Consider the following 19,754-nt stretch of genomic DNA (forward strand, 5'->3'; position numbering starts at 1 on the left):
GTTCGTTATCAGTGAATTGTCTTGTGATTGGGGATTGTTGAACTTCTCGATCGAGAATATCCAGAACCCAGCGGCGGAATTCTTTGGCTACAGGAGTGCGGGCGAACATAGCGATCAAATGGGCACCACGGAGGGAGAAAATGCGTATTGTTTTCTGGTAGTTCCCTGAGACACTCAAATTGAGGGTCTCAGTCATATCTGCCCTAAATTCATCGGAATTTCGATCGTAGATCTGAGTTACGGCATCAGATTTTTTATATCCGAGAGCTTGAGCAATCTCAACGGCAGTAAGCCAGATACTGTTGTTGTGTTTAACAGGATGGAATTTTGTTTGATGAAAGACTAGTTGTGTGCTCATGATGATTACCTATAAATCAAGTTAACCACCACCGCTGACGCCAATCAGTTTGGTGGTGAGACATGTAGGGTTGGCGTAACCGGGGTAATCAACCGGCCCGACCGAAGTCGGCCCTACACGCCCCACCATAATTCAGATGTGCGTATGCTTACGACAATAAAAAACACGCTCGCGGCGTGTAGTAGTCGCGATTACCTTATCCGGGACGCCAATCCCGTGTGCCGATTTTGCGGCAACGCACAGAATATAGCGCCAGATATTAGTTATCGTCAACCTCACTGATTTCCTCCCCCCGCCGCATAAACAAATAAAACCCGCTTCATCGCGGCACTCTGGCGACACTCCTTGAAAATCAGATTCGTGCTCACCTTTCCTTCCCGTTCTTCCCTGGTAGCGAACCGGTAATACACCGTTCGCCAGACCTTACCATCAATGACTAAGATTCCTGCCCGCGCCATTTTAGCCGCAGCCTGATTTATGCTGGTTACTGTTGCGCCTGTTACCTCAGCAACGTCCTGCGCACAGAAGCTCTTATGCGTCCCCAGGTAATGAATAATTGCTTCTTTTCCCGTCATACACTGGCTCCTTTCAGTCCGAACTTAGCTTTAATTTCTGCGATCTTCGCCAGAGCCTGTGCACGATTTAGAGGTCTACCGCCCATGACAGGAAGTTGTTTTACTGGTTCAGGTATAGCCTCACCACGGTTAATTCGCGCTGTCATACAGGTCAGTTCATCGGCAGCCTTGCGCCGTAATTCCGCGTCAGTCAGCGCATTGGCTCGCATGTTCTGGTACAGGTTGGTAACCAGCCAGTAGTGCGCGTTCGATTTCCATGGATAAGACTCTGCGTCCGGATACAGGCCACGCTTCCGGCAATACTCGTAAACCATATCAACCAGCTCGCTGGCGTTTGGCAGCCCGGCGGTAACGGATGCTTCTTCCCGGCACCAGGCAACAAACTGCCCGGGTGATGGCAGGAATGGTCGATTCTGCCGACGGGCTACGCGCATTCCTGCGTTAACCTGTTCCATTGTGGTGATCCCGTTTTCCCGGAAAGCCAGCACCCACTGGCGGCGGATTTCGTTCAGTTCGTTCTGGTCCCGGTTAGCCAGGCTCGCCGGGAAAGTTGCCAGTAACTGGCTGAACACACCATTGATGATCTGCGCTACCTGTTGTACCTGCGGCTTTTCGTCGTACTGTTCCGGCATGTTGTTGGCGATCCGACGCATCTGCTCACGGTCAAAGTTAACCATCTGTGCGGCGATGTTTTTCATAGCTCCACCCCGTAAATCCAGTCAGTGTTCGTCAGGTCGAGTTTTGGTTTGCCGGCTGTCACGCCAGCCTGTTGCTTGTTTCGGTTGATTTCGAGCTGGGTCCACTTGTCGCGGAGTTTGGCCGGACTCAGCACGTTACCGGACCAGAAGTTGTCCTGGCATGCCCAGCGGAACAGTACACACATGTCGCGGTGGTTACGTCCGTCACGTTCACGCATCAGGCGGATATCGTTAGCCCACCCTGCAAAATTCGGTTTTCTGGCTGATGGCGCGATGGTCTTCACCATGTCAAACATCCACTCTGCGGCGGTCAGGTCTTCTGCTGTCCCCCACTTGCTGCCGCTCTGAATTGCAGCATCCGGTTTCACCACAGGAAGATCGTTTTCTGGCTGGTCAGAGGATTCGACAGAATTCTCGGACGAAAAAGGTTTTATATTGTCTTTTGTTAGTTTGTCTTTTGTGTTTACCTGATTTGGGTAAACTTTTCTTACCTGATTCAGGTAAATTTACCTCTTTCAGGTAAACTTTATTTTTCTTACCTGATTCGGGTAATGTTGACCATTCACTGACCACATTATTAATGCCTATATTCCGCCCGCTCTGAATCAAAATCCCACGCTTTACCAGAACACTTTTTGCAGCAGAACACTTGTGCGGCAATATCCCGGTTAACTCGGAAAGTTGCTCGTTGCTCACCCAATCCATTTTTTTATTAAAGCCATATGTTTTGCGCATGACAGCCAGGAAGACCAGAAGCTGGTGCTGTGTTAATCCGGCCAGCATCACAGCTTCCAGCAACTCATTAGCAATGCGCGTATAACCATCATCGAGATCTGCCACGCGCGGCTCCTTTTGTGCCACATCCGGCACTGGAAAATTGAATATCTCAGCAGTGTTTGCCATAATTCCTCCCGCAATGAGTGTGTTACGATTTGCACCTGAAAGTCGGTTCTGTTCGCGCAGACCGGCTTTCGCCATTTCTGAACCTGTCATATTGCCCCCAGCATGGTGGTGACCATCGCCATCAATGGACCAGCCAGGTCCGGGTCCACACGAAACATCGACACAATGCCTTCACTCATCTCCTTCAGTTTCTGGTGGCGTGGTGCGTTGAGAATGACAGCCTGTTTTGCCTCACTGAGTTCCTTTTCCATTTCAGCCAGCCGAGCCATGAAGCTATTCTGCTCAACCAAGTGGCCGCGATATTCCAGCGGTAGTACCGCCAGAATTGCCGGGGTCAATTCACGCACGTTATTTCGGTATTTTTCAGAATCGAATTTGTTATCGAGGAAGCGGAACAGCTTCTGGCGTGCACGGCTGACATCATCAGGGAAATCGATGGTGCCGCCGCCCTGTGCTCGATACTCATTCACAATGAGTGCGGCAACGACATCCTGATTATCTTCAGCCGACCAGGCGCGGACGGCATCACGGATTTTTTCGTGGCCTGGCACCTGTTTTGTTTGAGAACGATTTATCACCGCTGTCGGGCTAAATCCGCTAGTCTGTTGGTATGTAAGTGGTTGCATAGTCATTGCCTTATCAGTTAACGCCGCAGTTTAGGCGGCAGAATTACTCGCGTTAAACAATGGTGCGAGGTCGGGACGAATATCTGCTGGTTTAATCTTTCCACCAGTGGCTGAGACAATTTTCATTACATAGCGGGCATCAATTCCGCCACCGTGTAGCCAACGCCAAACAGTGGGTTGGGCTACACCGCATAGATCTGCCAGTCGTTTTTGACTACCTGTAATACTGATTGCGAGTTGAATGGTTTGATTTGTCATTATCAATTCCTATTGGTATTGCAATGAATAGATAATAGCAATGCGTATTAACCCAATCAATAGCAAAACGTGTTTTGACCATCAATACGCAAGCGTATAAATTAAAACTTATGAAAAAAGAAACTCTTGCTGATCGCTTAAACCTAGCGATGGAACAATCTGGAATGTCTCAAGGCGCTCTTGCAAAGGCGTCTGGCGTAGCTCAACCCACAATCTGGAGACTGACAAGCGGCAACGCGCGCGGCTCAACAAAAATTGTTGAAATAGCTAATGCATTAGGTGTTCGAACAGAGTGGCTCTCATCAGGCATAGGCCCGATGAGAAATGACGGTCAACAATCAGGGAAGCCTGCTGTCAACCATTCCAAATACTTCAAGATTGACGTTCTTGATATAGAAGTCAGTGCCGGGCCGGGTGTCATCAATCGTGAGTTTGTAGAAGTTCTACGCTCGGTTGAGTACTCGTTTGACGATGCTCGTCACATGTTCGATGGCAGGAAGGCGGAAAATATCCGCATCATTAACGTGCGTGGTGACAGCATGTCAGGAACGATCGAACCAGGTGATCTGCTGTTCGTTGATATCACGGTTAAATCTTTCGACGGTGATGGCATCTATGCGTTTCTGTACGACGACACCGCCCATGTAAAGCGCCTGCAAATGATGAAGGATAAGCTGCTGGTTATCTCTGATAATAAGAGCTACTCGCCGTGGGACCCGATCGAGAAAGACGAGATGAACCGGGTGTTCATCTTCGGTAAGGTTATTGGGAGCATGCCCCAGACGTACAGGAAACATGGATAATCAGTACTGTGCTGATGAGTCGTTTAGGGGATAGTAAATTTAATTAGAATTAGACGAGAGCGATTTATGGATTGTGACGCTTTACAGGATATAAAAATCTCTCTTAGGTATGACGGAAAAGATGCTTTAAATCATGAAATAGATTTGAACTGCCTAGGAGAATCCCTAAAGGGTTTTTCTAAAGTTCTCTCAACAGCAGCTTCTTTCTCTGTTACACAAAAATATAGTAAATACATTAATTATCAGGAAGTTAAGGTTTACGCACGCGAAGCAAAAGCTAACTGCTTTACTCTTGAAGCAGTTCTTAACTTCGCCACTCAGAACCAGTTGTTCTCGGGGATCGCCGCAACTATACTTGGCGCAATACTACAATATATTTTTGCGAGAAATTCTAACAAGAAAGATGAAATGAAAGCTTTGCAGCAGTCACTTGAAAAGGCCATAGAGGCACTAGGAAACAAGGATGCTGGAACCATTGATAAGTTGATCTCTTTGATTGACCGAATGGCTGTAGAGCTTCGCCCCTCTGTAAGGCAGGCAGTATCACCTATTGGTAATACTTGCGATCAGATAAGTGTTGCAACAAATGTTGACGGCTGCCTTCTAAAAGTTAACGAGAGAGATAAAGCTGAAATTGATAGGCTTGATGATGATGAAGTTCTCGGTCTTCGTGAGTATCGTGCTTTTCTTACAGAATTTGATGCACAAAATATGACAGCTAAAATAATTTTAGATGGTGATGACTCAAAAAAGAGAATCACTGCTGAAATTAGCGATCCAGCTGCAGGAAAGAAGAATAACCCGTATATTAGAGCTCTTAGTGCATATATATCAACCAAAGGTGATCCATCTGCAGTATTCACTATAACCGCAAAGGCTACTGTTAAAAAAGGCCAGATAAACAGGTTATTTATTGTAGATGCGAAATGATTTCCCCGGCCGTCGTGCCGGGTTTTCTTTTGCCTCCCCTCATCACACACCGTTCAAAAAACCACCACAACCCCGCTTCGGTTATCGCTATGCGATGCAAGTCACAAAATTAATTCTTTTTGCTATCAAACATTTAATATCAAAACACATCTAGCAATAGCAATAAGTATTGATATCATCAATAGCAATAGCTATTATCACCATGTCGCAACAACACACCGATACGGCAATCACCTGATTCACCGTTGCGATGACCGCTTAGATCCGCAGCTTGAATTTCAGCAGGCTACGGGGAGTGCGAGGGGTGAAACGGACGCGTGAACGTCGGTGTGACCAGCTGAAATCAACTCGATACTTCATACCTCAGTCGCTTCAACGAGGCGGCTTAGTTATGACACCGGCGGCCATCCACCGCCTGAATACGCGCAGAAGTCTCTATATGTTCAGCAGCCCAGCTTACGGGCAGGAGTTTTTATGGTTCATCAACATTACGGAACGCAGACCGTTAATCGCGGTGCGGTCATGCCAGGAATGCTGGTCAAACACAAAGATGGTACCTGGACTGCATCAGCTAATTTACGCGGACGGCTATATCTGCATCGCGGCATCGAGCGCACTTATACCCGTGATTTACTCGTGGAAGTTTTTCTCGACGGACGCGGTAACGGCCTGAATCACTAATCCCCTTTCCTGTTTTCCTAATCAGCCTGGCATTTCGCGGGCGATATTTTCACAGCCATTTTCAGGAGTTCAGCCATGAACGCTTATTACATTCAGGATCGTCTTGAGGCTCAGAGCTGGGTGCGTCACTACCAGCAGATCGCCCGTGAAGAGAAAGAGGCAGAACTGGCAGACGACCTGGAAAAGGGTCTGCCCCAGCATTTGTTTGAATCGCTCTGCATCGATCATTTACAACGCTGCGGGGCCAGCAAAAAAGCCATTACTCATGCATTTGATGACGATGTTGAGTTTCAGGAGCGCATGGCAGAACACATCCGGTACATGGTTGAAACCATTGCTCACCACCAGGTTGATATTGATTCAGAGGTATAAAACGAATGAGTACTGCACTCGCAACGCTGGCAGGGAAGCTGGCTGAACGTGTCGGCATGGATTCTGTCGACCCACAGGAACTGATCACCACTCTTCGCCAGACGGCATTTAAAGGTGATGCCAGCGATGCGCAGTTCATCGCATTGTTGATCGTCGCCAACCAGTACGGCCTTAATCCGTGGACGAAAGAAATTTACGCCTTCCCTGATAAGCAGAACGGCATCGTTCCGGTGGTGGGCGTTGATGGCTGGTCCCGCATCATCAATGAAAACCAGCAGTTTGATGGCATGGACTTTGAGCAGGACAATGAATCCTGTACATGCCGGATTTACCGCAAGGACCGTAATCATCCGATCTGCGTTACCGAATGGATGGATGAATGCCGCCGCGAACCATTCAAAACTCGCGAAGGCAGAGAAATCACGGGGCCGTGGCAGTCGCATCCCAAACGGATGTTACGGCATAAAGCCATGATTCAGTGTGCCCGTCTGGCCTTCGGATTTGCTGGTATCTATGACAAGGATGAAGCCGAGCGCATTGTCGAAAATACTGCATACACTGCAGAACGTCAGCCAGAACGCGACATCACTCCGGTTAACGATGAAACCATGCAGGAGATTAACACTCTGCTGATCGCCCTGGATAAAACATGGGATGACGACTTATTGCCGCTCTGTTCCCAGATATTTCGCCGCGACATTCGCGCATCGTCAGAACTGACACAGGCCGAAGCAGTGAAAGCTCTTGGATTCCTGAAACAGAAAGCCACTGAGCAGAAGGTGGCAGCATGACACCGGACATTATCCTGCAGCGTACCGGGATCGACGTGAGAGCTGTCGAACAGGGGGATGATGCATGGCACAAATTACGGCTCGGCGTCATCACCGCTTCAGAAGTTCACAACGTGATAGCAAAGCCCCGCTCAGGAAAGAAGTGGCCTGACATGAAAATGTCCTACTTCCACACCCTGCTGGCTGAGGTTTGCACCGGTGTGGCTCCGGAAGTTAATGCTAAGGCGCTGGCCTGGGGAAAACAGTACGAGAACGACGCCAGAACCCTGTTTGAATTCACTTCCGGCGTGAATGTTACTGAATCCCCGATCATCTATCGCGACGAAAGTATGCGCACCGCCTGCTCTCCCGATGGTTTATGCAGTGACGGCAATGGCCTTGAGCTGAAATGCCCGTTTACCTCCCGGGATTTCATGAAGTTCCGGCTCGGTGGTTTCGAGGCCATAAAGTCGGCTTACATGGCCCAGGTGCAGTACAGCATGTGGGTGACGCGAAAAGATGCCTGGTACTTTGCCAACTATGACCCGCGCATGAAGCGTGAAGGCCTGCATTATGTCGTGGTTGAGCGGGATGAAAAGTACATGGCGAATTTTGACGAGATGGTGCCGGAGTTCATCGAAAAAATGGACGAGGCACTGGCTGAAATTGGTTTTGTATTTGGGGAGCAATGGCGATGAAGCATCCTCGCGATAATATCCGGGTAGGCGCGATCACTTTCATCTACTCCGTTACAAAGCGAGGCTGGGTATTTCCCGGCCTTTCTGTTATCAGAAATCCACTGAAAGCACAGCGGCTGGCTGAGGAGATAAATAATAAACGGGGGGCTGTATGACTGATTTCACCGGAAGCAATACTCCTGCCGAACATCGCGACAGCTGGCGCACACCACCAGAGATTTTTGCTGCGCTTAATGCAGAGTTCGTTTTTCAACTTGATGCTGCAGCCAGCGAAAAAAACCGACTATGTCGGCTTTTTATCTCACAGGAGCAGAACACATTAACCACTTCATGGCCTGAAGCAATGGGATATGCCTCTGGTTATGTCTGGTTGAATCCACCATACAGCAATATTTCCCCTTTTGTGAAAAAGGCAGCCACTGAAAACAAATTCAGTAGTGTGGGATGTGTAATGTTATTGCCTGCTGACACATCTGCCGGATGGTTTCATGAAGCGATACAAACCGCCAGTGAGGTCAGATTCATCACGGCAGGACGACTGGCATTTATTAACCCACTCACTGGGAAACCCGTCAGTGGAAATAATAAAGGCTCGATGCTCATTATCTGGCACCCATACCCCCGTACACACTGCCACTTTACGACCGTTGATCGTGGAGAGTTGATGGCGTTCGGCTCAAGGATTCTTGCCCGTCGGGAGGCTGCATGACAACCACGGAATGCATTTTTCTGGCAGCGGGCTTCATATTCTGTGTGCTTATGCTTGCCGACATGGGACTTGTTCAATGACACCTCCGCAGGAAAACGCCCTTCGCAGCATTGCCCGTCAGGCTAATTCTGAAATCAAAAAAGCCAGACAGCAGTTTCCGGATAAAAACGTCGATGACATTTGCCGTAGCGTACTAAAGAAGCACCGCGAAACGGTAACGCTGATGGGATTCACACCGACTCATTTAAGCCTGGCGATCGGCATGTTAAACGGCGTCTTTAAGGAGCGATGAACATGAAAAGCAAAATCATCAGGGAGCTACAGGCTCCTTTTTTATTATTCGCATTCACCCTCAAGCGTATTAACCAACAATTCAGGGATTAATGGAAGATGGCAGACATCATTGATTCAGCATCAGAAATCGAAGAATTACAGCGCAATACAGCAATAAAAATGCGTCGTCTGAACCACCAGGCTATATCTGCCACTCATTGTTGTGAGTGTGGCGACCCCATAGATGAACGAAGACGCCTGGCCGTTCAGGGTTGTCGGACTTGTGCAAGTTGCCAGGAGGAGATCGAACTTAAGAACAAACAATGGGGATTGTGATGGCCTCAAAGCAGCAAATTTCAACATCGTCCAACTGAGGTGTAAAAATGTTCAGAATCATTTTTCCTAACACCTGGTACGTCGACCACCACGGCACTCCCTGCAAAATCCTGCGTTCTACCCACAACAAAGTTCACTACATCCGAAAAGGCAGAACATGTATCGCCAGCATGTTCCGCTTTAATCATGACTTTGAACCTGTGAATAAAGCTGATGCAGATCGGATAGCAGAAGAGATCGAAACGGCAGAACACATTAAGAAGTTACGTGACATGCGTTCAAAAAGCAGAGGTAACCATGGAATCATACAGCCTCACACTCGATGAGGCCTGTCAGTTTCTCAAGATATCCAGACCTACCGCTACCAACTGGATACGAACAGGCCGCCTACAGGCAACACGCAAAGACCCCACTAAACCAAAATCTCCTTACCTCACAACGCGACAAGCCTGCATTGCGGCGCTTCAGTCTCCGCTGCATACTATCAAGGTGAGCGCGGGTGATGGCATAACAGAGGAAAGAAAATGTCACTCTTCCGCAGAGGTGAAATATGGTACGCCAGTTTCACATTGCCGAACGGTAAAAGATTTAAACAGTCTCTTGGAACAAAGGACAAAAGGCAGGCGACAGAGCTCCATGACAAGCTAAAGGCTGAAGCATGGCGGGTCAGCAAACTTGGTGAAATACCTGATATGACGTTCGAGGAGGCGTGTGTCAGGTGGCTCGAAGAGAAAGCACATAAAAAATCACTGGACGATGACAAAAGCCGGATCGGATTCTGGCTTCAACATTTCGCAGGAATGCAACTAAGAGACATTACTGAATCAAAAATTTATTCAGCAATGCAGAAAATGACGAACCGGCGTCATGAGGTAAACTGGAAACTCAGGGCAGAAGCATGCAGAAAAAAAGGGAAACCAGTTCCAGAATACACGCCAAAACCAGCGTCCGTTGCAACGAAGGCAACGCATCTTTCATTTATAAAGGCCCTGCTAAGAGCCGCAGAGCGTGAATGGAAAATGCTGGATAAGGCACCAATTATTAAAGTGCCTCAACCAAAGAATAAACGGATCCGCTGGCTGGAGCCTCATGAAGCACAAAGGCTGATTGATGAATGTCCGGAGCCATTAAAGTCTGTTGTTGAATTTGCACTGGCAACAGGTTTAAGACGCTCGAACATCATCAACCTTGAATGGCAACAAATAGACATGCAGCGCCGGGTGGCATGGATAAACCCGGAAGAGAGTAAATCAAACCGCGCAATTGGCGTTGCGCTGAATGATACTGCATGTCGCGTATTGAAAAAACAAATAGGAAATCATCACCGTTGGGTATTTGTGTATAAGGAAAGCTGTACCAAACCAGACGGAACGAAAGCGCCAACAGTAAGGAAGATGCGGTATGACGCAAACACAGCCTGGAAAGCGGCGCTGAGACGAGCTGGTATTGATGATTTCAGATTTCACGACTTGAGACACACCTGGGCAAGTTGGCTGGTTCAAGCCGGAGTCCCGTTGTCAGTGTTACAGGAAATGGGTGGCTGGGAGTCTATCGAAATGGTTCGTCGATATGCTCACCTCGCGCCTAATCACCTTACCGAACACGCACGGCAAATAGACTCGATTCTGAACCCATCGGTCCCAAATTTGTCCCAGTCAAAAAATAAGGAAGGTACTAATGATGTGTAACTTATTGATTTAAATGGTGCCGATAATAGGAGTCGAACCTACGACCTTCGCATTACGAATGCGCTGCTCTACCAACTGAGCTATATCGGCCCTGAAAGGACATGTTCACGAACGTGAATCACGGTGGACAAGGTTAAAACTAACCGGGCGATGCGTCAATGGCCTTGTGAATCAAATGGCTACTTTTGCATCACCCGATTTTATTTACGCACGAATGGTGTAATCACCAATGCCGATCCACTTGTAGGTGGTCAGTGCTTCCAGCCCCATTGGGCCGCGCGCGTGCAGTTTTTGCGTGCTTACCGCGACTTCCGCGCCCAGACCAAACTGGCCGCCGTCGGTAAAACGCGTAGAGGCGTTAACGTAAACAGCGGAGGAATCCACTTCGTTAACAAAACGCTGGGCGTTGCGCATATCGCGGGTCAGGATCGCATCGGAGTGTTGCGTGCCATGCTCGCGAATATGGGCAATGGCGTCGTCCAGATCGCTGACGATTTTAACGTTCAAATCTAATGACAGAAACTCATCGTCATACTCTTCGGCTTTAACAGCAACCACCTTCGCAGGGCCTGGCTGCAACTGTGCCATTGCGGCAGCATCTGCGTGTAATGTCACGCTGCTTTCCGCCATTTGTTTGCTTAATGCGGGCAGGAAGCTATCGGCGATGTTTTTATTCACCAGCAACGTTTCTACCGTATTACATGTGCTCGGACGCTGAGTTTTCGCGTTGACGATTACTTTCAGGGCTTCAGCGATCTCTGCACTTTCATCAACGTAAATATGGCATACGCCTATACCGCCTGTGATCACCGGGATTGTCGACTGTTCGCGGCATAGCTTATGCAGACCAGCGCCGCCGCGCGGGATCAGCATGTCGATGTATTTATCCATACGCAGCATTTCACTGACCAACGCGCGGTCAGGATTATCAATTGCCTGTACTGCACCTGCCGGTAAACCGCAGGATTTCAGGGCGTCCTGAATCACCGCCACCGTTGCAGCGTTAGTGCGGCAGGTTTCTTTGCCGCCACGCAGGATCACCGCGTTACCCGTTTTCAGGCACAGCGAAGCAACATCGACCGTCACGTTCGGGCGCGCTTCATAAATCACACCAATCACCCCCAGCGGCACGCGACGACGCTCCAGACGCAAGCCGCTGTCCAGCACGCCGCCATCGACTACCTGCCCCACCGGATCGGCGAGGTTACACACCTGGCGCACATCATCGGCAATGCCTTTCAGCCGTGCGGGCGTCAGTGCCAGACGGTCAAGCATCGCTTCGCTGAGGCCATTAGCACGCGCGTCAGCAACATCCTGGGCGTTAGCGTTGAGGATGCTTTCGCTTTGTGCTTCCAGTTCATCAGCAATCTTCTCCAGCACGCGATTTTTTTCGCGGCTGGAGAGTTGCGCTAATTTATACGAGGCTTGCTTCGCGGCAATGCCCATTTGTTCCAGCATCGGCCTGCTCCTTAACGGGTAATCATGTCATCACGGTGAACGGCTACCGGGCCGTATTCATATCCCAGTATTGCATCAATTTCTTGCGAGTGGTGTCCGGCAATGCGGCGCAATGCATCGCTATTATAGCGACTGACGCCGTGGGCAATATCACGACCTTCGAGGTTACAAATGCGGATCACTTCACCACGCGAGAAGTTGCCGGTTACGCTCTTAATGCCTTTCGGCAACAGGGAGCTGCCGCGTTCAAGAATGGCGGCGGTTGCCCCTTCATCTACCGTGATTTCACCCGCCGGTGGCGCACCGAAAATCCAGCGTTTACGGTTTTCAAGCGGAGTCGCCTGGGCATGGAACAGCGTACCGACGGAAATGCCTTCCATCACATCACCAATGACGCCCGGCTTGCTGCCCGCGGCAATAATGGTGTCGATACCCGCACGGCAAGCCACGTCAGCGGCCTGCAATTTAGTGCTCATGCCGCCGGTTCCAAGACCTGAAACGCTGTCACCGGCAATCGCGCGCAGTGCGTCATCAATGCCGTAAACATCTTTAATCAGTTCTGCCTGCGGATTGCTGCGCGGGTCAGCGGTATACAAACCTTTTTGATCGGTCAGCAGCAACAGTTTATCGGCACCCGCCAGAATCGCCGCCAGCGCAGAAAGGTTGTCGTTGTCACCAACTTTAATTTCTGCCGTAGCGACAGCATCGTTCTCATTGATTACTGGAACGATGTTGTTATCGAGCAGTGCACGCAGGGTGTCGCGGGCGTTCAGGAAGCGTTCACGGTCTTCCATATCAGCACGAGTCAGCAGCATCTGCCCGACGTGAATGCCATAAATCGAAAACAGCTGTTCCCACAGTTGAATCAGTCGACTCTGCCCTACCGCCGCCAGCAGTTGTTTTGAGGCAATAGTCGCTGGCAGTTCCGGGTAACCCAGGTGCTCACGTCCGGCGGCAATCGCGCCCGACGTCACAATGACTATCCGATGCCCGGCGGCATGTAACTGCGCGCACTGGCGAACAAGTTCAACGATATGGGCACGGTTCAGGCGGCGCGATCCACCTGTTAGCACACTGGTGCCGAGTTTTACCACCAGCGTCTGGCTGTCACTCATGATTCTCTGCCATTCAATTTTAGGAAAAATGATATCAAACGAACGTTTTAGCAGGACTGTCGTCGGTTGCCAACCATCTGCGAGCAAAGCATAGCGTTTTGTTGCGCGGGATCAGCAAGCGTAACGGCAGTTGTTTACGCTTTTATTACAGATTTAATAAATTAGCACATTTTAAGAATATTATTAAGCTGTAATATATCTTTAACAATCTCAGGTTAAAAACTTTCCTGTTTTCAACGGGACTCTCCCGCTGAATATTCGCGCGTAAATTAAAATCAGGAAAGAAAATGAAAAAGAGCACTCTGGCATTAGTGGTGATGGGTATTGTGGCATCTGCATCCGTACAGGCCGCAGAAGTATATAACAAAGACGGTAATAAACTGGATGTCTATGGCAAAGTTAAAGCCATGCATTATATGAGTGATAATGACAGTAAAGATGGCGACCAGAGTTATATCCGTTTTGGTTTTAAAGGCGAAACACAAATTAACGATCAACTGACTGGTTATGGGCGTTGGGAAGCAGAGTTTGCCGGAAATAAAGCGGAGAGTGATACTGCACAGCAAAAAACGCGACTCGCTTTTGCCGGGTTGAAATATAAAGATTTGGGTTCTTTCGATTATGGTCGTAACCTGGGCGCGTTGTATGACGTGGAAGCCTGGACCGATATGTTCCCGGAATTTGGTGGCGACTCCTCCGCACAGACCGATAACTTTATGACCAAACGCGCCAGCGGGCTGGCGACTTATCGTAACACCGACTTTTTCGGCGTTATCGATGGCTTGAATTTAACCTTGCAATATCAAGGAAAAAACGAAAACCGCGATGTGAAAAAGCAGAATGGCGATGGCTTCGGCACCTCGTTAACCTATGACTTCGGCGGCAGCGATTTCGCCATCAGTGGGGCCTATACCAACTCAGATCGCACCAACGAGCAGAACCTGCAAAGCCGTGGCACAGGCAAGCGTGCAGAAGCATGGGCAACAGGTCTGAAATATGATGCTAATAATATTTATCTGGCAACTTTCTATTCTGAAACGCGCAAAATGACGCCAATCTCTGGCGGCTTTGCCAATAAGACGCAGAACTTTGAAGCGGTCGCACAATATCAATTCGACTTTGGTCTGCGTCCATCACTGGGTTACGTCTTATCGAAAGGGAAAGATATTGAAGGCATCGGCGATGAAGATCTGGTCAATTACATCGATGTCGGTGCTACGTATTATTTCAACAAAAATATGTCAGCGTTTGTTGATTATAAAATCAATCAGCTGGATAGCGATAATAAGCTGAATATCAACAATGATGATATTGTCGCGGTTGGCATGACGTATCAGTTTTAATGAATATTGCCGGATGCGATGCATCCGGCACATTTCATTCACGCCGTTAACTTCACCGGCTCGTCACGAAAATCATCCGCCGGTTCCAGTTTCAGATTCAACGTCACCAACAGTTCACGCAGCTTCTCGTGAAACTCACGCAAGGTATACTCCAGCCGCTCTACCACTTCGGCATCTTTTACCGGAACACTCGTCCAGTCGCCTGCTTTATCGAACAGACCAAACTGATAGCTGTATGTAAAACGGGATTCCTGCGCTTCCAGTTCCATCCACCAGCCCCAGAACTCACGCACTTCCGGCGCGGGTTTCACGTTGACGCATACAGCCAGACAATCGAAAAAGAATCGATTATCTTCGCACTTACCTTCACGAATATACGGGCCAAGTGCGGTAAATTTTTTGATCAATCTGCTTTTCGGGTGTCCACTCGGTAACGTCATTGCGATCTCCTGTTGTGATGCAACTGTTTTACCAAATTGACAAAATTTAGCAAATTTTTAACACAATCGCTTTTCGATCCAGTTGGTGATTTCCTGAAGCGCCTTGTCAAAATTCCGATACACGGGGTTAAGCGGAATATCTAACAATTTACTATCCGCAGATGACGACGTGATTAAGCGTGAATCCTCTTCCGGGCTGAACGGATCGTTCTTCCAGTACCCTGATAACATTGGCGTTGGGCAACGACGTCCCAGCAATCCTTGCACTTTTAATGAATAGCGATTCAGCTCAACACGCAACGCTTCATCAGAAGCATCATGCATTCCCAGTCGGCTCGCCAGAACGTCAAGATACATTTCCGGCACTTGTTGCTGGCACTTAAAATCACTCAGCAAGGTGTGAACCACCGGGCCAAGACAGGCCACCGCTTTCAAACGTGATGCCTCGAGATAAGCCAGGCGTACAGCAACGTTAGCACCGAAACGAAAACCAAAGGCTGCGACGCGCGTGTGATCTACCCATGGAACGTTAGGCAGCGCCTTTAAGACATGTTGGTGCAGCAGGCTGGAATCCTGGGTGAGTTTCCATTTTGAGGAAAAACCGACTGAAGGCATATCAATAGTCAGCATCGCAATGCCGCGCGGTGCAAAATAGCGCTCATAAAGGGAGTAATAGTCGGTTTGCATCGCATCCAGACCACCACACATTAATACTGTCGGGAATGGACCATCACCTTTTGGCATATGCAAAAAGCCAGTGATGGGCGCGCCCCCCGGAACGGTAAACTCCATTTGCCGCATTGTTCCAGGCAGACGTTGCGCAGCTTCTTCATACGCGCGATTTGACAACGCCTGTACCTGTTCAGCCAGATCATCGCCCTTCAAGTGCGGATAGGCGGCAATATTGTACAACGTAGCTGCGTGCAGCCAGTGACGCCCGCTGAGTTTCGGATCTTCTTCCGCACAGGCTTTCTGTTGCCACACCATCGCCTGGGTGGCCCACTCGTAAATCCAGTTGCCGCCACGGTAGCCAATCACCGTATCGTATAAATCATTGTCGGTGCGTTCAGCATCGCTCATCACAATGCGCGCCTGAACGTCGAGGATTTCACGCGGATCAACACCGCGCCAGATCCACATCAGGCGGTTAATCATGCGATACCAATGAGGAATATTTTTGCCATCAAGGGCCGACTGCACCGACGGTTGCGCACCGTGGTTAAAACGGCGGACTAGCGTCGAGGTTTCAGGATGTTTAAAGCGGGGTTTGAACAGGGTTTCGCTCAGGTTAGCCTGTGTCATGGATGCAACCTCCAGGAATACTTACTGGAAGCTATTGTAACCTGCCTGACGTTAAAAAGAACAACGCCCGGCAGTGCCAGGCGTTGAAAAGATTAGCGACCGGAGATTGGCGGGACGAATACGACGCCCATATCCCACGGCTGCTCAATCCAGGTATCTTGTGGGATATCAACCACATAATCATCAACCAGCGGGCGACCAGCCGGTTTCGCGAAGATAGTCACAAAGTGTGCTTTAGGATACATTTCACGAATCGCAACCGCAGTACCACCGGTATCTACCAGGTCATCAATGACGATAAAGCCTTCACCGTCACCTTCTGCGCGTTTCAGTACTTTCAGTTCGCGCTGGTTGTCGTGATCGTAGCTGGAAATACATACGGTATCGACATGACGAATACCCAGTTCACGCGCCAGTAACGCACCCGGTACCAGACCGCCACGGCTTACGGCAATAATGCCTTTCCATTGTTCAGAAGGCATCAGTCGGCTTGCGAGTTTACGTGCATGGATCTGCAACATGTCCCAGGTGACGATGTATTTTTCGCTCATGTGAAGTGTCCCAGCCTGTTTATCTACGGCTTAAAAAGTGTTCGAGGGGAAAATAGGTTGCGCGAGATTATAGAGATCTGGCGCACTAAAAACCAGTATTTCACATAAGTCCGCGTCTTTTTACGCACTGCTACTACCTGTCGCTAGATAAAGTGGTATTCTCAAACATATCTCGCAAGCCTGACTTGTGCTGACAACATTTTCTGCTAACCCTGTGACCTGCAATACTGTTTTGCGGGTGATCGACAAGGAGACTTAACGTGTCTGAACTGTCTCAATTATCTCCACAGCCGCTGTGGGATATTTTTGCAAAAATCTGTTCTATTCCTCACCCGTCCTATCATGAAGAGCAACTCGCTGAATACATTGTAGGTTGGGCAAAAGAAAAAGGTTTCCACGTCGAACGCGATCAAGTGGGGAATATCCTGATTCGTAAACCTGCCACCGCAGGTATGGAAAACCGTAAACCGGTTGTCCTGCAGGCTCACCTCGATATGGTGCCGCAAAAAAACAACGACACCGTGCACGACTTCACCAAAGATCCTATCCAGCCTTATATTGATGGCGAATGGGTTAAAGCGCGCGGCACCACGCTGGGTGCAGATAACGGCATTGGTATGGCGTCTGCGCTGGCGGTTCTGGCTGACGAAAACGTGGTTCACGGCCCGCTGGAAGTGCTGCTTACTATGACCGAAGAAGCCGGTATGGACGGCGCATTCGGTTTACAAAGTAACTGGTTGCAGGCTGACATTTTGATTAACACCGACTCCGAAGAAGAAGGTGAAATCTACATGGGATGTGCGGGAGGTATCGACTTCACCTCCAACCTGCATTTAGATCGTGAAGCGGTTCCAGCTGGCTTTGAAACCTTCAAGTTAACCTTAAAAGGTCTGAAAGGCGGTCACTCCGGCGGTGAAATCCACGTTGGCCTGGGTAACGCGAACAAACTGCTGGTTCGCTTCCTGGCGGGTCATGCAGAAGAACTGGATCTGCGTCTTATCGATTTCAACGGCGGCACACTGCGTAACGCCATCCCGCGTGAAGCCTTTGCGACCATTGCTGTCGCAGCTGATAAAGTCGACGCACTGAAATCTCTGGTGAATACCTATCAGGACATCCTGAAAAACGAACTGGCAGAAAAAGAGAAGAATCTGGCCTTGTTGCTGGACTCTGTAGCGAACGATAAAGCTGCCCTGATTGCGAAATCTCGCGATACCTTTATTCGTCTGCTGAACGCCACCCCGAACGGTGTGATTCGTAACTCCGATGTAGCCAAAGGCGTGGTTGAAACCTCCCTGAACGTCGGTGTGGTGACCATGACCGACAACAACGTAGAAATTCACTGCCTGATCCGTTCTCTGATCGACAGCGGTAAAGACTACGTGGTGAGCATGCTGGATTCGCTGGGTAAACTGGCAGGCGCGAAAACCGAAGCGAAAGGCGCATATCCTGGCTGGCAGCCGGACGCTAATTCTCCGGTGATGCATCTGGTACGTGAAACCTATCAGCGTCTGTTCAACAAGACGCCGAACATCCAGATTATCCATGCGGGCCTGGAATGTGGTCTGTTCAAAAAACCGTATCCGGAAATGGACATGGTTTCTATCGGGCCAACAATCACCGGTCCACACTCTCCGGATGAGCAAGTCCACATCGAAAGCGTTGGCCATTACTGGACACTGCTGACTGAACTGCTGAAAGAAATTCCGGCGAAGTAATAACGATAGCGTCCACGCCTACGGGCGTGGACCGTTCAAGGATGAACAATGATCCCTAAAAATTACACCGTATCTGGTATCCACCTCTCGAAACCTTTTCCTGTTCAACGCCATATTCCATCGATGAAGCCCGTCGGAAACTAACCAGCGCTATTGATGACGACGATGAAATGAAAGGTAAGATTGGTCATGGGCAATTTACTATCTCGCATACGACCTGGTTTTGGGGAAGAAGCCATACAACGACGCTCCGTGGTTCCTGGCTAGAAACTACTTCGGGGGTAGTCCTTGAAGTCGTATATACCAACCTGGCGTTTATGTCGTTATGGTTCACATTAGGTCTGATAATAGGCACATTGTCTGTAATTGCAGGTGTCTTCTCTCTGATATCAGCCTTGATATCATCTCCCCTGCAACAGGCAGCCATTGAAGATGCCTTAATTTTCATTTTTATGTCACCAGAGATGCTTGCGCTGGGAACTATCCTGATGCCCTTCATAACCGCTCATCAGAATCACTTTAATCCAACGTTCGAAAAACTCATTCGGCAGGCATTAAAATAACGACCATTCACCTCAGGAAAGAAGGGCTGAATCGCATGGCGATTTACATTGAAATAACAAAGCATTATGAAACCTATGAAAAGGTCGCATATTTATATAGCTGCGATCATATTTCTTGGGGGAAATTTCTAATCACCAAAGAAAATCTCGCGCTGGAATCCGTGAAAGAACTTAAGGGTGAAAAACAGAATTTTTATATGTTCAGAGCCTGGGGAAAAGTCAGAAGAACATATTTAACCACGGGAGAATTTCCCCAGGAAACATGTTACGCCGCCTGAAGTCAGAAGAATTTTTTATTCTTCGCGATACCTGCCCATACCAATGTCGCCGCCAGCAGAGCAAACCATAATAATGGCCAATGTGTAGGGTAAAGATGATGATGTCGTTGCCCGTTATCAACCAGATAGCACCAGAAAAGAGCAAAATCGGGCGCAACGTCCCCAACTAAGCCAATAACCATCGTCCAGCGCGCATGACGAGCAATCAGCGGCAAACGTTTCATTAAAGTACAAGTTATTAAATAACCAGCCGGAAGATGACCGATAAACATGACTATTCCTTTCGTTTTGCCCGCCGCTTTCATCTA

28 protein-coding genes, 1 tRNA gene and 2 pseudogenes are annotated in these 19,754 nt (G+C 49.0%); 17 read left to right on the top strand and 14 right to left on the bottom strand.

Annotation, left to right across the window (positions count from 1 at the left end; translation table 11 throughout):
- The 7 genes and pseudogenes from FEK43_RS21905 to FEK43_RS21930 all read right to left on the bottom strand — a co-directional run.
- Nucleotides 1-358, bottom strand: a 358-nt coding sequence (locus tag FEK43_RS21905) for a Bro-N domain-containing protein (protein WP_138158706.1), incomplete at its 3' end; no start/stop codon positions are given.
- Between the two features lie 21 nt (nt 359-379).
- Nucleotides 380-487, bottom strand: coding sequence for an ash family protein (locus FEK43_RS23235; RefSeq protein ID WP_215629063.1), 108 nt, complete (start codon nt 485-487; stop codon nt 380-382).
- Nucleotides 488-633: 146 nt separating this feature from the next.
- The gene (locus tag FEK43_RS21910; protein WP_130216499.1) at nt 634-933 is read right to left on the bottom strand and encodes a protein ren; all 300 of its coding nucleotides are present in this window, start codon (nt 931-933) and stop codon (nt 634-636) included.
- The gene (locus FEK43_RS21915) at nt 930-1,631 is read right to left on the bottom strand and encodes a replication protein P (protein ID WP_000788891.1); all 702 of its coding nucleotides are present in this window, start codon (nt 1,629-1,631) and stop codon (nt 930-932) included. Before FEK43_RS21915 ends, FEK43_RS21910 begins: the two co-directional genes overlap by 4 nt.
- Nucleotides 1,628-2,624: pseudogene (locus FEK43_RS21920) on the bottom strand (replication protein). Before FEK43_RS21920 ends, FEK43_RS21915 begins: the two are co-directional and overlap by 4 nt.
- Nucleotides 2,621-3,160, bottom strand: a complete 540-nt coding sequence (locus FEK43_RS21925) for a toxin YdaT domain-containing protein (RefSeq protein WP_135406114.1) — start codon at nt 3,158-3,160, stop codon at nt 2,621-2,623. The pseudogene FEK43_RS21920 and the gene FEK43_RS21925 overlap by 4 nt, the downstream one beginning before the upstream one ends.
- 30 nt (nt 3,161-3,190) lie before the next feature.
- The gene (locus FEK43_RS21930) at nt 3,191-3,418 is read right to left on the bottom strand and encodes a helix-turn-helix domain-containing protein (RefSeq protein WP_000184665.1); all 228 of its coding nucleotides are present in this window, start codon (nt 3,416-3,418) and stop codon (nt 3,191-3,193) included.
- Nucleotides 3,419-3,528: 110 nt separating this feature from the next.
- Between FEK43_RS21930 and FEK43_RS21935 the strand changes: the two genes are divergently transcribed.
- The 13 genes from FEK43_RS21935 to FEK43_RS22000 all read left to right on the top strand — a co-directional run bounded on the left by FEK43_RS21935 (nt 3,529) and on the right by FEK43_RS22000 (nt 10,678).
- Nucleotides 3,529-4,221: a helix-turn-helix transcriptional regulator gene (locus FEK43_RS21935; protein WP_000712399.1), complete on the top strand. Its 693-nt coding sequence runs from the start codon at nt 3,529-3,531 to the stop codon at nt 4,219-4,221.
- 66 nt (nt 4,222-4,287) lie between these two features.
- Entirely contained in the window at nt 4,288-5,151 is an 864-nt protein-coding gene (locus tag FEK43_RS21940) for a hypothetical protein (protein WP_000340376.1), read from the top strand.
- Between the two features lie 474 nt (nt 5,152-5,625).
- Entirely contained in the window at nt 5,626-5,832 is a 207-nt protein-coding gene (locus FEK43_RS21945; protein ID WP_000233576.1) for a phage encoded cell division inhibitor protein, read from the top strand.
- A gap of 75 nt (nt 5,833-5,907) precedes the next feature.
- Nucleotides 5,908-6,204, top strand: a complete 297-nt coding sequence (locus tag FEK43_RS21955) for a host-nuclease inhibitor Gam family protein (RefSeq protein WP_097411298.1) — start codon at nt 5,908-5,910, stop codon at nt 6,202-6,204.
- A gap of 5 nt (nt 6,205-6,209) precedes the next feature.
- Nucleotides 6,210-6,995, top strand: coding sequence for a phage recombination protein Bet (gene bet, locus FEK43_RS21960; protein WP_000100847.1), 786 nt, complete (start codon nt 6,210-6,212; stop codon nt 6,993-6,995).
- Nucleotides 6,992-7,672 (top strand): lambda exonuclease family protein, encoded by a 681-nt coding sequence (locus FEK43_RS21965; RefSeq protein WP_000186846.1) that lies wholly within the window; start codon nt 6,992-6,994, stop codon nt 7,670-7,672. The genes bet and FEK43_RS21965 overlap by 4 nt, the downstream gene beginning before the upstream one ends.
- A complete protein-coding gene (locus tag FEK43_RS21970; RefSeq protein ID WP_000682559.1) occupies nt 7,669-7,827 on the top strand; it encodes a DUF1317 family protein in 159 nt (52 codons plus the stop codon). The genes FEK43_RS21965 and FEK43_RS21970 overlap by 4 nt, the downstream gene beginning before the upstream one ends.
- Nucleotides 7,824-8,381 carry a phage N-6-adenine-methyltransferase gene (locus FEK43_RS21975; protein ID WP_080075637.1) on the top strand — a complete coding sequence of 186 codons (558 nt, stop codon included), beginning with the start codon at nt 7,824-7,826 and terminating at the stop codon, nt 8,379-8,381. Before FEK43_RS21970 ends, FEK43_RS21975 begins: the two co-directional genes overlap by 4 nt.
- A 76-nt stretch (nt 8,382-8,457) precedes the next feature.
- Nucleotides 8,458-8,673, top strand: coding sequence for a cell division protein ZapA (locus FEK43_RS21980; RefSeq protein ID WP_240782995.1), 216 nt, complete (start codon nt 8,458-8,460; stop codon nt 8,671-8,673).
- 98 nt (nt 8,674-8,771) lie between these two features.
- Nucleotides 8,772-8,990 (top strand): TraR/DksA family transcriptional regulator, encoded by a 219-nt coding sequence (locus FEK43_RS21985; protein ID WP_000763364.1) that lies wholly within the window; start codon nt 8,772-8,774, stop codon nt 8,988-8,990.
- Between the two features lie 47 nt (nt 8,991-9,037).
- Complete coding sequence (locus FEK43_RS21990) at nt 9,038-9,316, top strand: DUF4222 domain-containing protein (RefSeq protein WP_000488407.1); 279 nt, start codon at nt 9,038-9,040, stop codon at nt 9,314-9,316.
- Nucleotides 9,288-9,638, top strand: coding sequence for a helix-turn-helix domain-containing protein (locus tag FEK43_RS23240; RefSeq protein WP_000446903.1), 351 nt, complete (start codon nt 9,288-9,290; stop codon nt 9,636-9,638). Before FEK43_RS21990 ends, FEK43_RS23240 begins: the two co-directional genes overlap by 29 nt.
- On the top strand, nt 9,560-10,678 hold the full coding sequence (locus FEK43_RS22000; protein WP_240782996.1) for a site-specific integrase: 1,119 nt from the start codon (nt 9,560-9,562) through the stop codon (nt 10,676-10,678). The genes FEK43_RS23240 and FEK43_RS22000 overlap by 79 nt, the downstream gene beginning before the upstream one ends.
- A gap of 14 nt (nt 10,679-10,692) precedes the next feature.
- Here the strand turns inward: FEK43_RS22000 and FEK43_RS22005 are convergent.
- The 3 genes from FEK43_RS22005 to proB all read right to left on the bottom strand — a co-directional run bounded on the left by FEK43_RS22005 (nt 10,693) and on the right by proB (nt 13,251).
- Nucleotides 10,693-10,768 (bottom strand) — tRNA-Thr (locus FEK43_RS22005).
- Nucleotides 10,769-10,882: 114 nt separating this feature from the next.
- Nucleotides 10,883-12,136: a glutamate-5-semialdehyde dehydrogenase gene (proA, locus tag FEK43_RS22010; RefSeq protein ID WP_135406111.1), complete on the bottom strand. Its 1,254-nt coding sequence runs from the start codon at nt 12,134-12,136 to the stop codon at nt 10,883-10,885.
- An 11-nt stretch (nt 12,137-12,147) separates the two neighbouring features.
- Nucleotides 12,148-13,251, bottom strand: a complete 1,104-nt coding sequence (gene proB, locus FEK43_RS22015) for a glutamate 5-kinase (protein WP_001285288.1) — start codon at nt 13,249-13,251, stop codon at nt 12,148-12,150.
- 287 nt (nt 13,252-13,538) lie between these two features.
- On the opposite strand from proB, the gene phoE reads away from it, so the two are divergent.
- Nucleotides 13,539-14,594: a phosphoporin PhoE gene (gene phoE, locus FEK43_RS22020; protein ID WP_062883175.1), complete on the top strand. Its 1,056-nt coding sequence runs from the start codon at nt 13,539-13,541 to the stop codon at nt 14,592-14,594.
- A gap of 38 nt (nt 14,595-14,632) precedes the next feature.
- Here phoE and crl read toward each other — a convergent pair whose 3' ends face one another.
- The 3 genes from crl to gpt all read right to left on the bottom strand — a co-directional run bounded on the left by crl (nt 14,633) and on the right by gpt (nt 16,887).
- Complete coding sequence (gene crl, locus FEK43_RS22025; protein WP_130209675.1) at nt 14,633-15,034, bottom strand: sigma factor-binding protein Crl; 402 nt, start codon at nt 15,032-15,034, stop codon at nt 14,633-14,635.
- Between the two features lie 57 nt (nt 15,035-15,091).
- Nucleotides 15,092-16,336, bottom strand: a complete 1,245-nt coding sequence (gene frsA, locus FEK43_RS22030; RefSeq protein ID WP_135406110.1) for an esterase FrsA — start codon at nt 16,334-16,336, stop codon at nt 15,092-15,094.
- A gap of 92 nt (nt 16,337-16,428) precedes the next feature.
- Nucleotides 16,429-16,887 carry a xanthine phosphoribosyltransferase gene (gene gpt / locus FEK43_RS22035; RefSeq protein ID WP_001291990.1) on the bottom strand — a complete coding sequence of 153 codons (459 nt, stop codon included), beginning with the start codon at nt 16,885-16,887 and terminating at the stop codon, nt 16,429-16,431.
- A 260-nt stretch (nt 16,888-17,147) separates the two neighbouring features.
- On the opposite strand from gpt, the gene pepD reads away from it, so the two are divergent.
- From pepD to FEK43_RS22050, 3 genes are all read left to right on the top strand, one after another.
- On the top strand, nt 17,148-18,605 hold the full coding sequence (gene pepD / locus FEK43_RS22040) for a cytosol nonspecific dipeptidase (RefSeq protein ID WP_001293002.1): 1,458 nt from the start codon (nt 17,148-17,150) through the stop codon (nt 18,603-18,605).
- A 170-nt stretch (nt 18,606-18,775) separates the two neighbouring features.
- Entirely contained in the window at nt 18,776-19,168 is a 393-nt protein-coding gene (locus FEK43_RS22045) for a hypothetical protein (protein ID WP_135406109.1), read from the top strand.
- A 35-nt stretch (nt 19,169-19,203) separates the two neighbouring features.
- On the top strand, nt 19,204-19,446 hold the full coding sequence (locus FEK43_RS22050; RefSeq protein WP_135406108.1) for a hypothetical protein: 243 nt from the start codon (nt 19,204-19,206) through the stop codon (nt 19,444-19,446).
- Between the two features lie 14 nt (nt 19,447-19,460).
- Here the strand turns inward: FEK43_RS22050 and FEK43_RS22055 are convergent.
- Nucleotides 19,461-19,718, bottom strand: a pseudogene (locus FEK43_RS22055) (metal-dependent hydrolase); the annotation flags it as partial.
- Between the last annotated feature and the right edge of the window lie 36 nt (nt 19,719-19,754).

The organism is Escherichia sp. E2562, from assembly GCF_005781075.1.
Classification (GTDB): domain Bacteria; phylum Pseudomonadota; class Gammaproteobacteria; order Enterobacterales; family Enterobacteriaceae; genus Escherichia.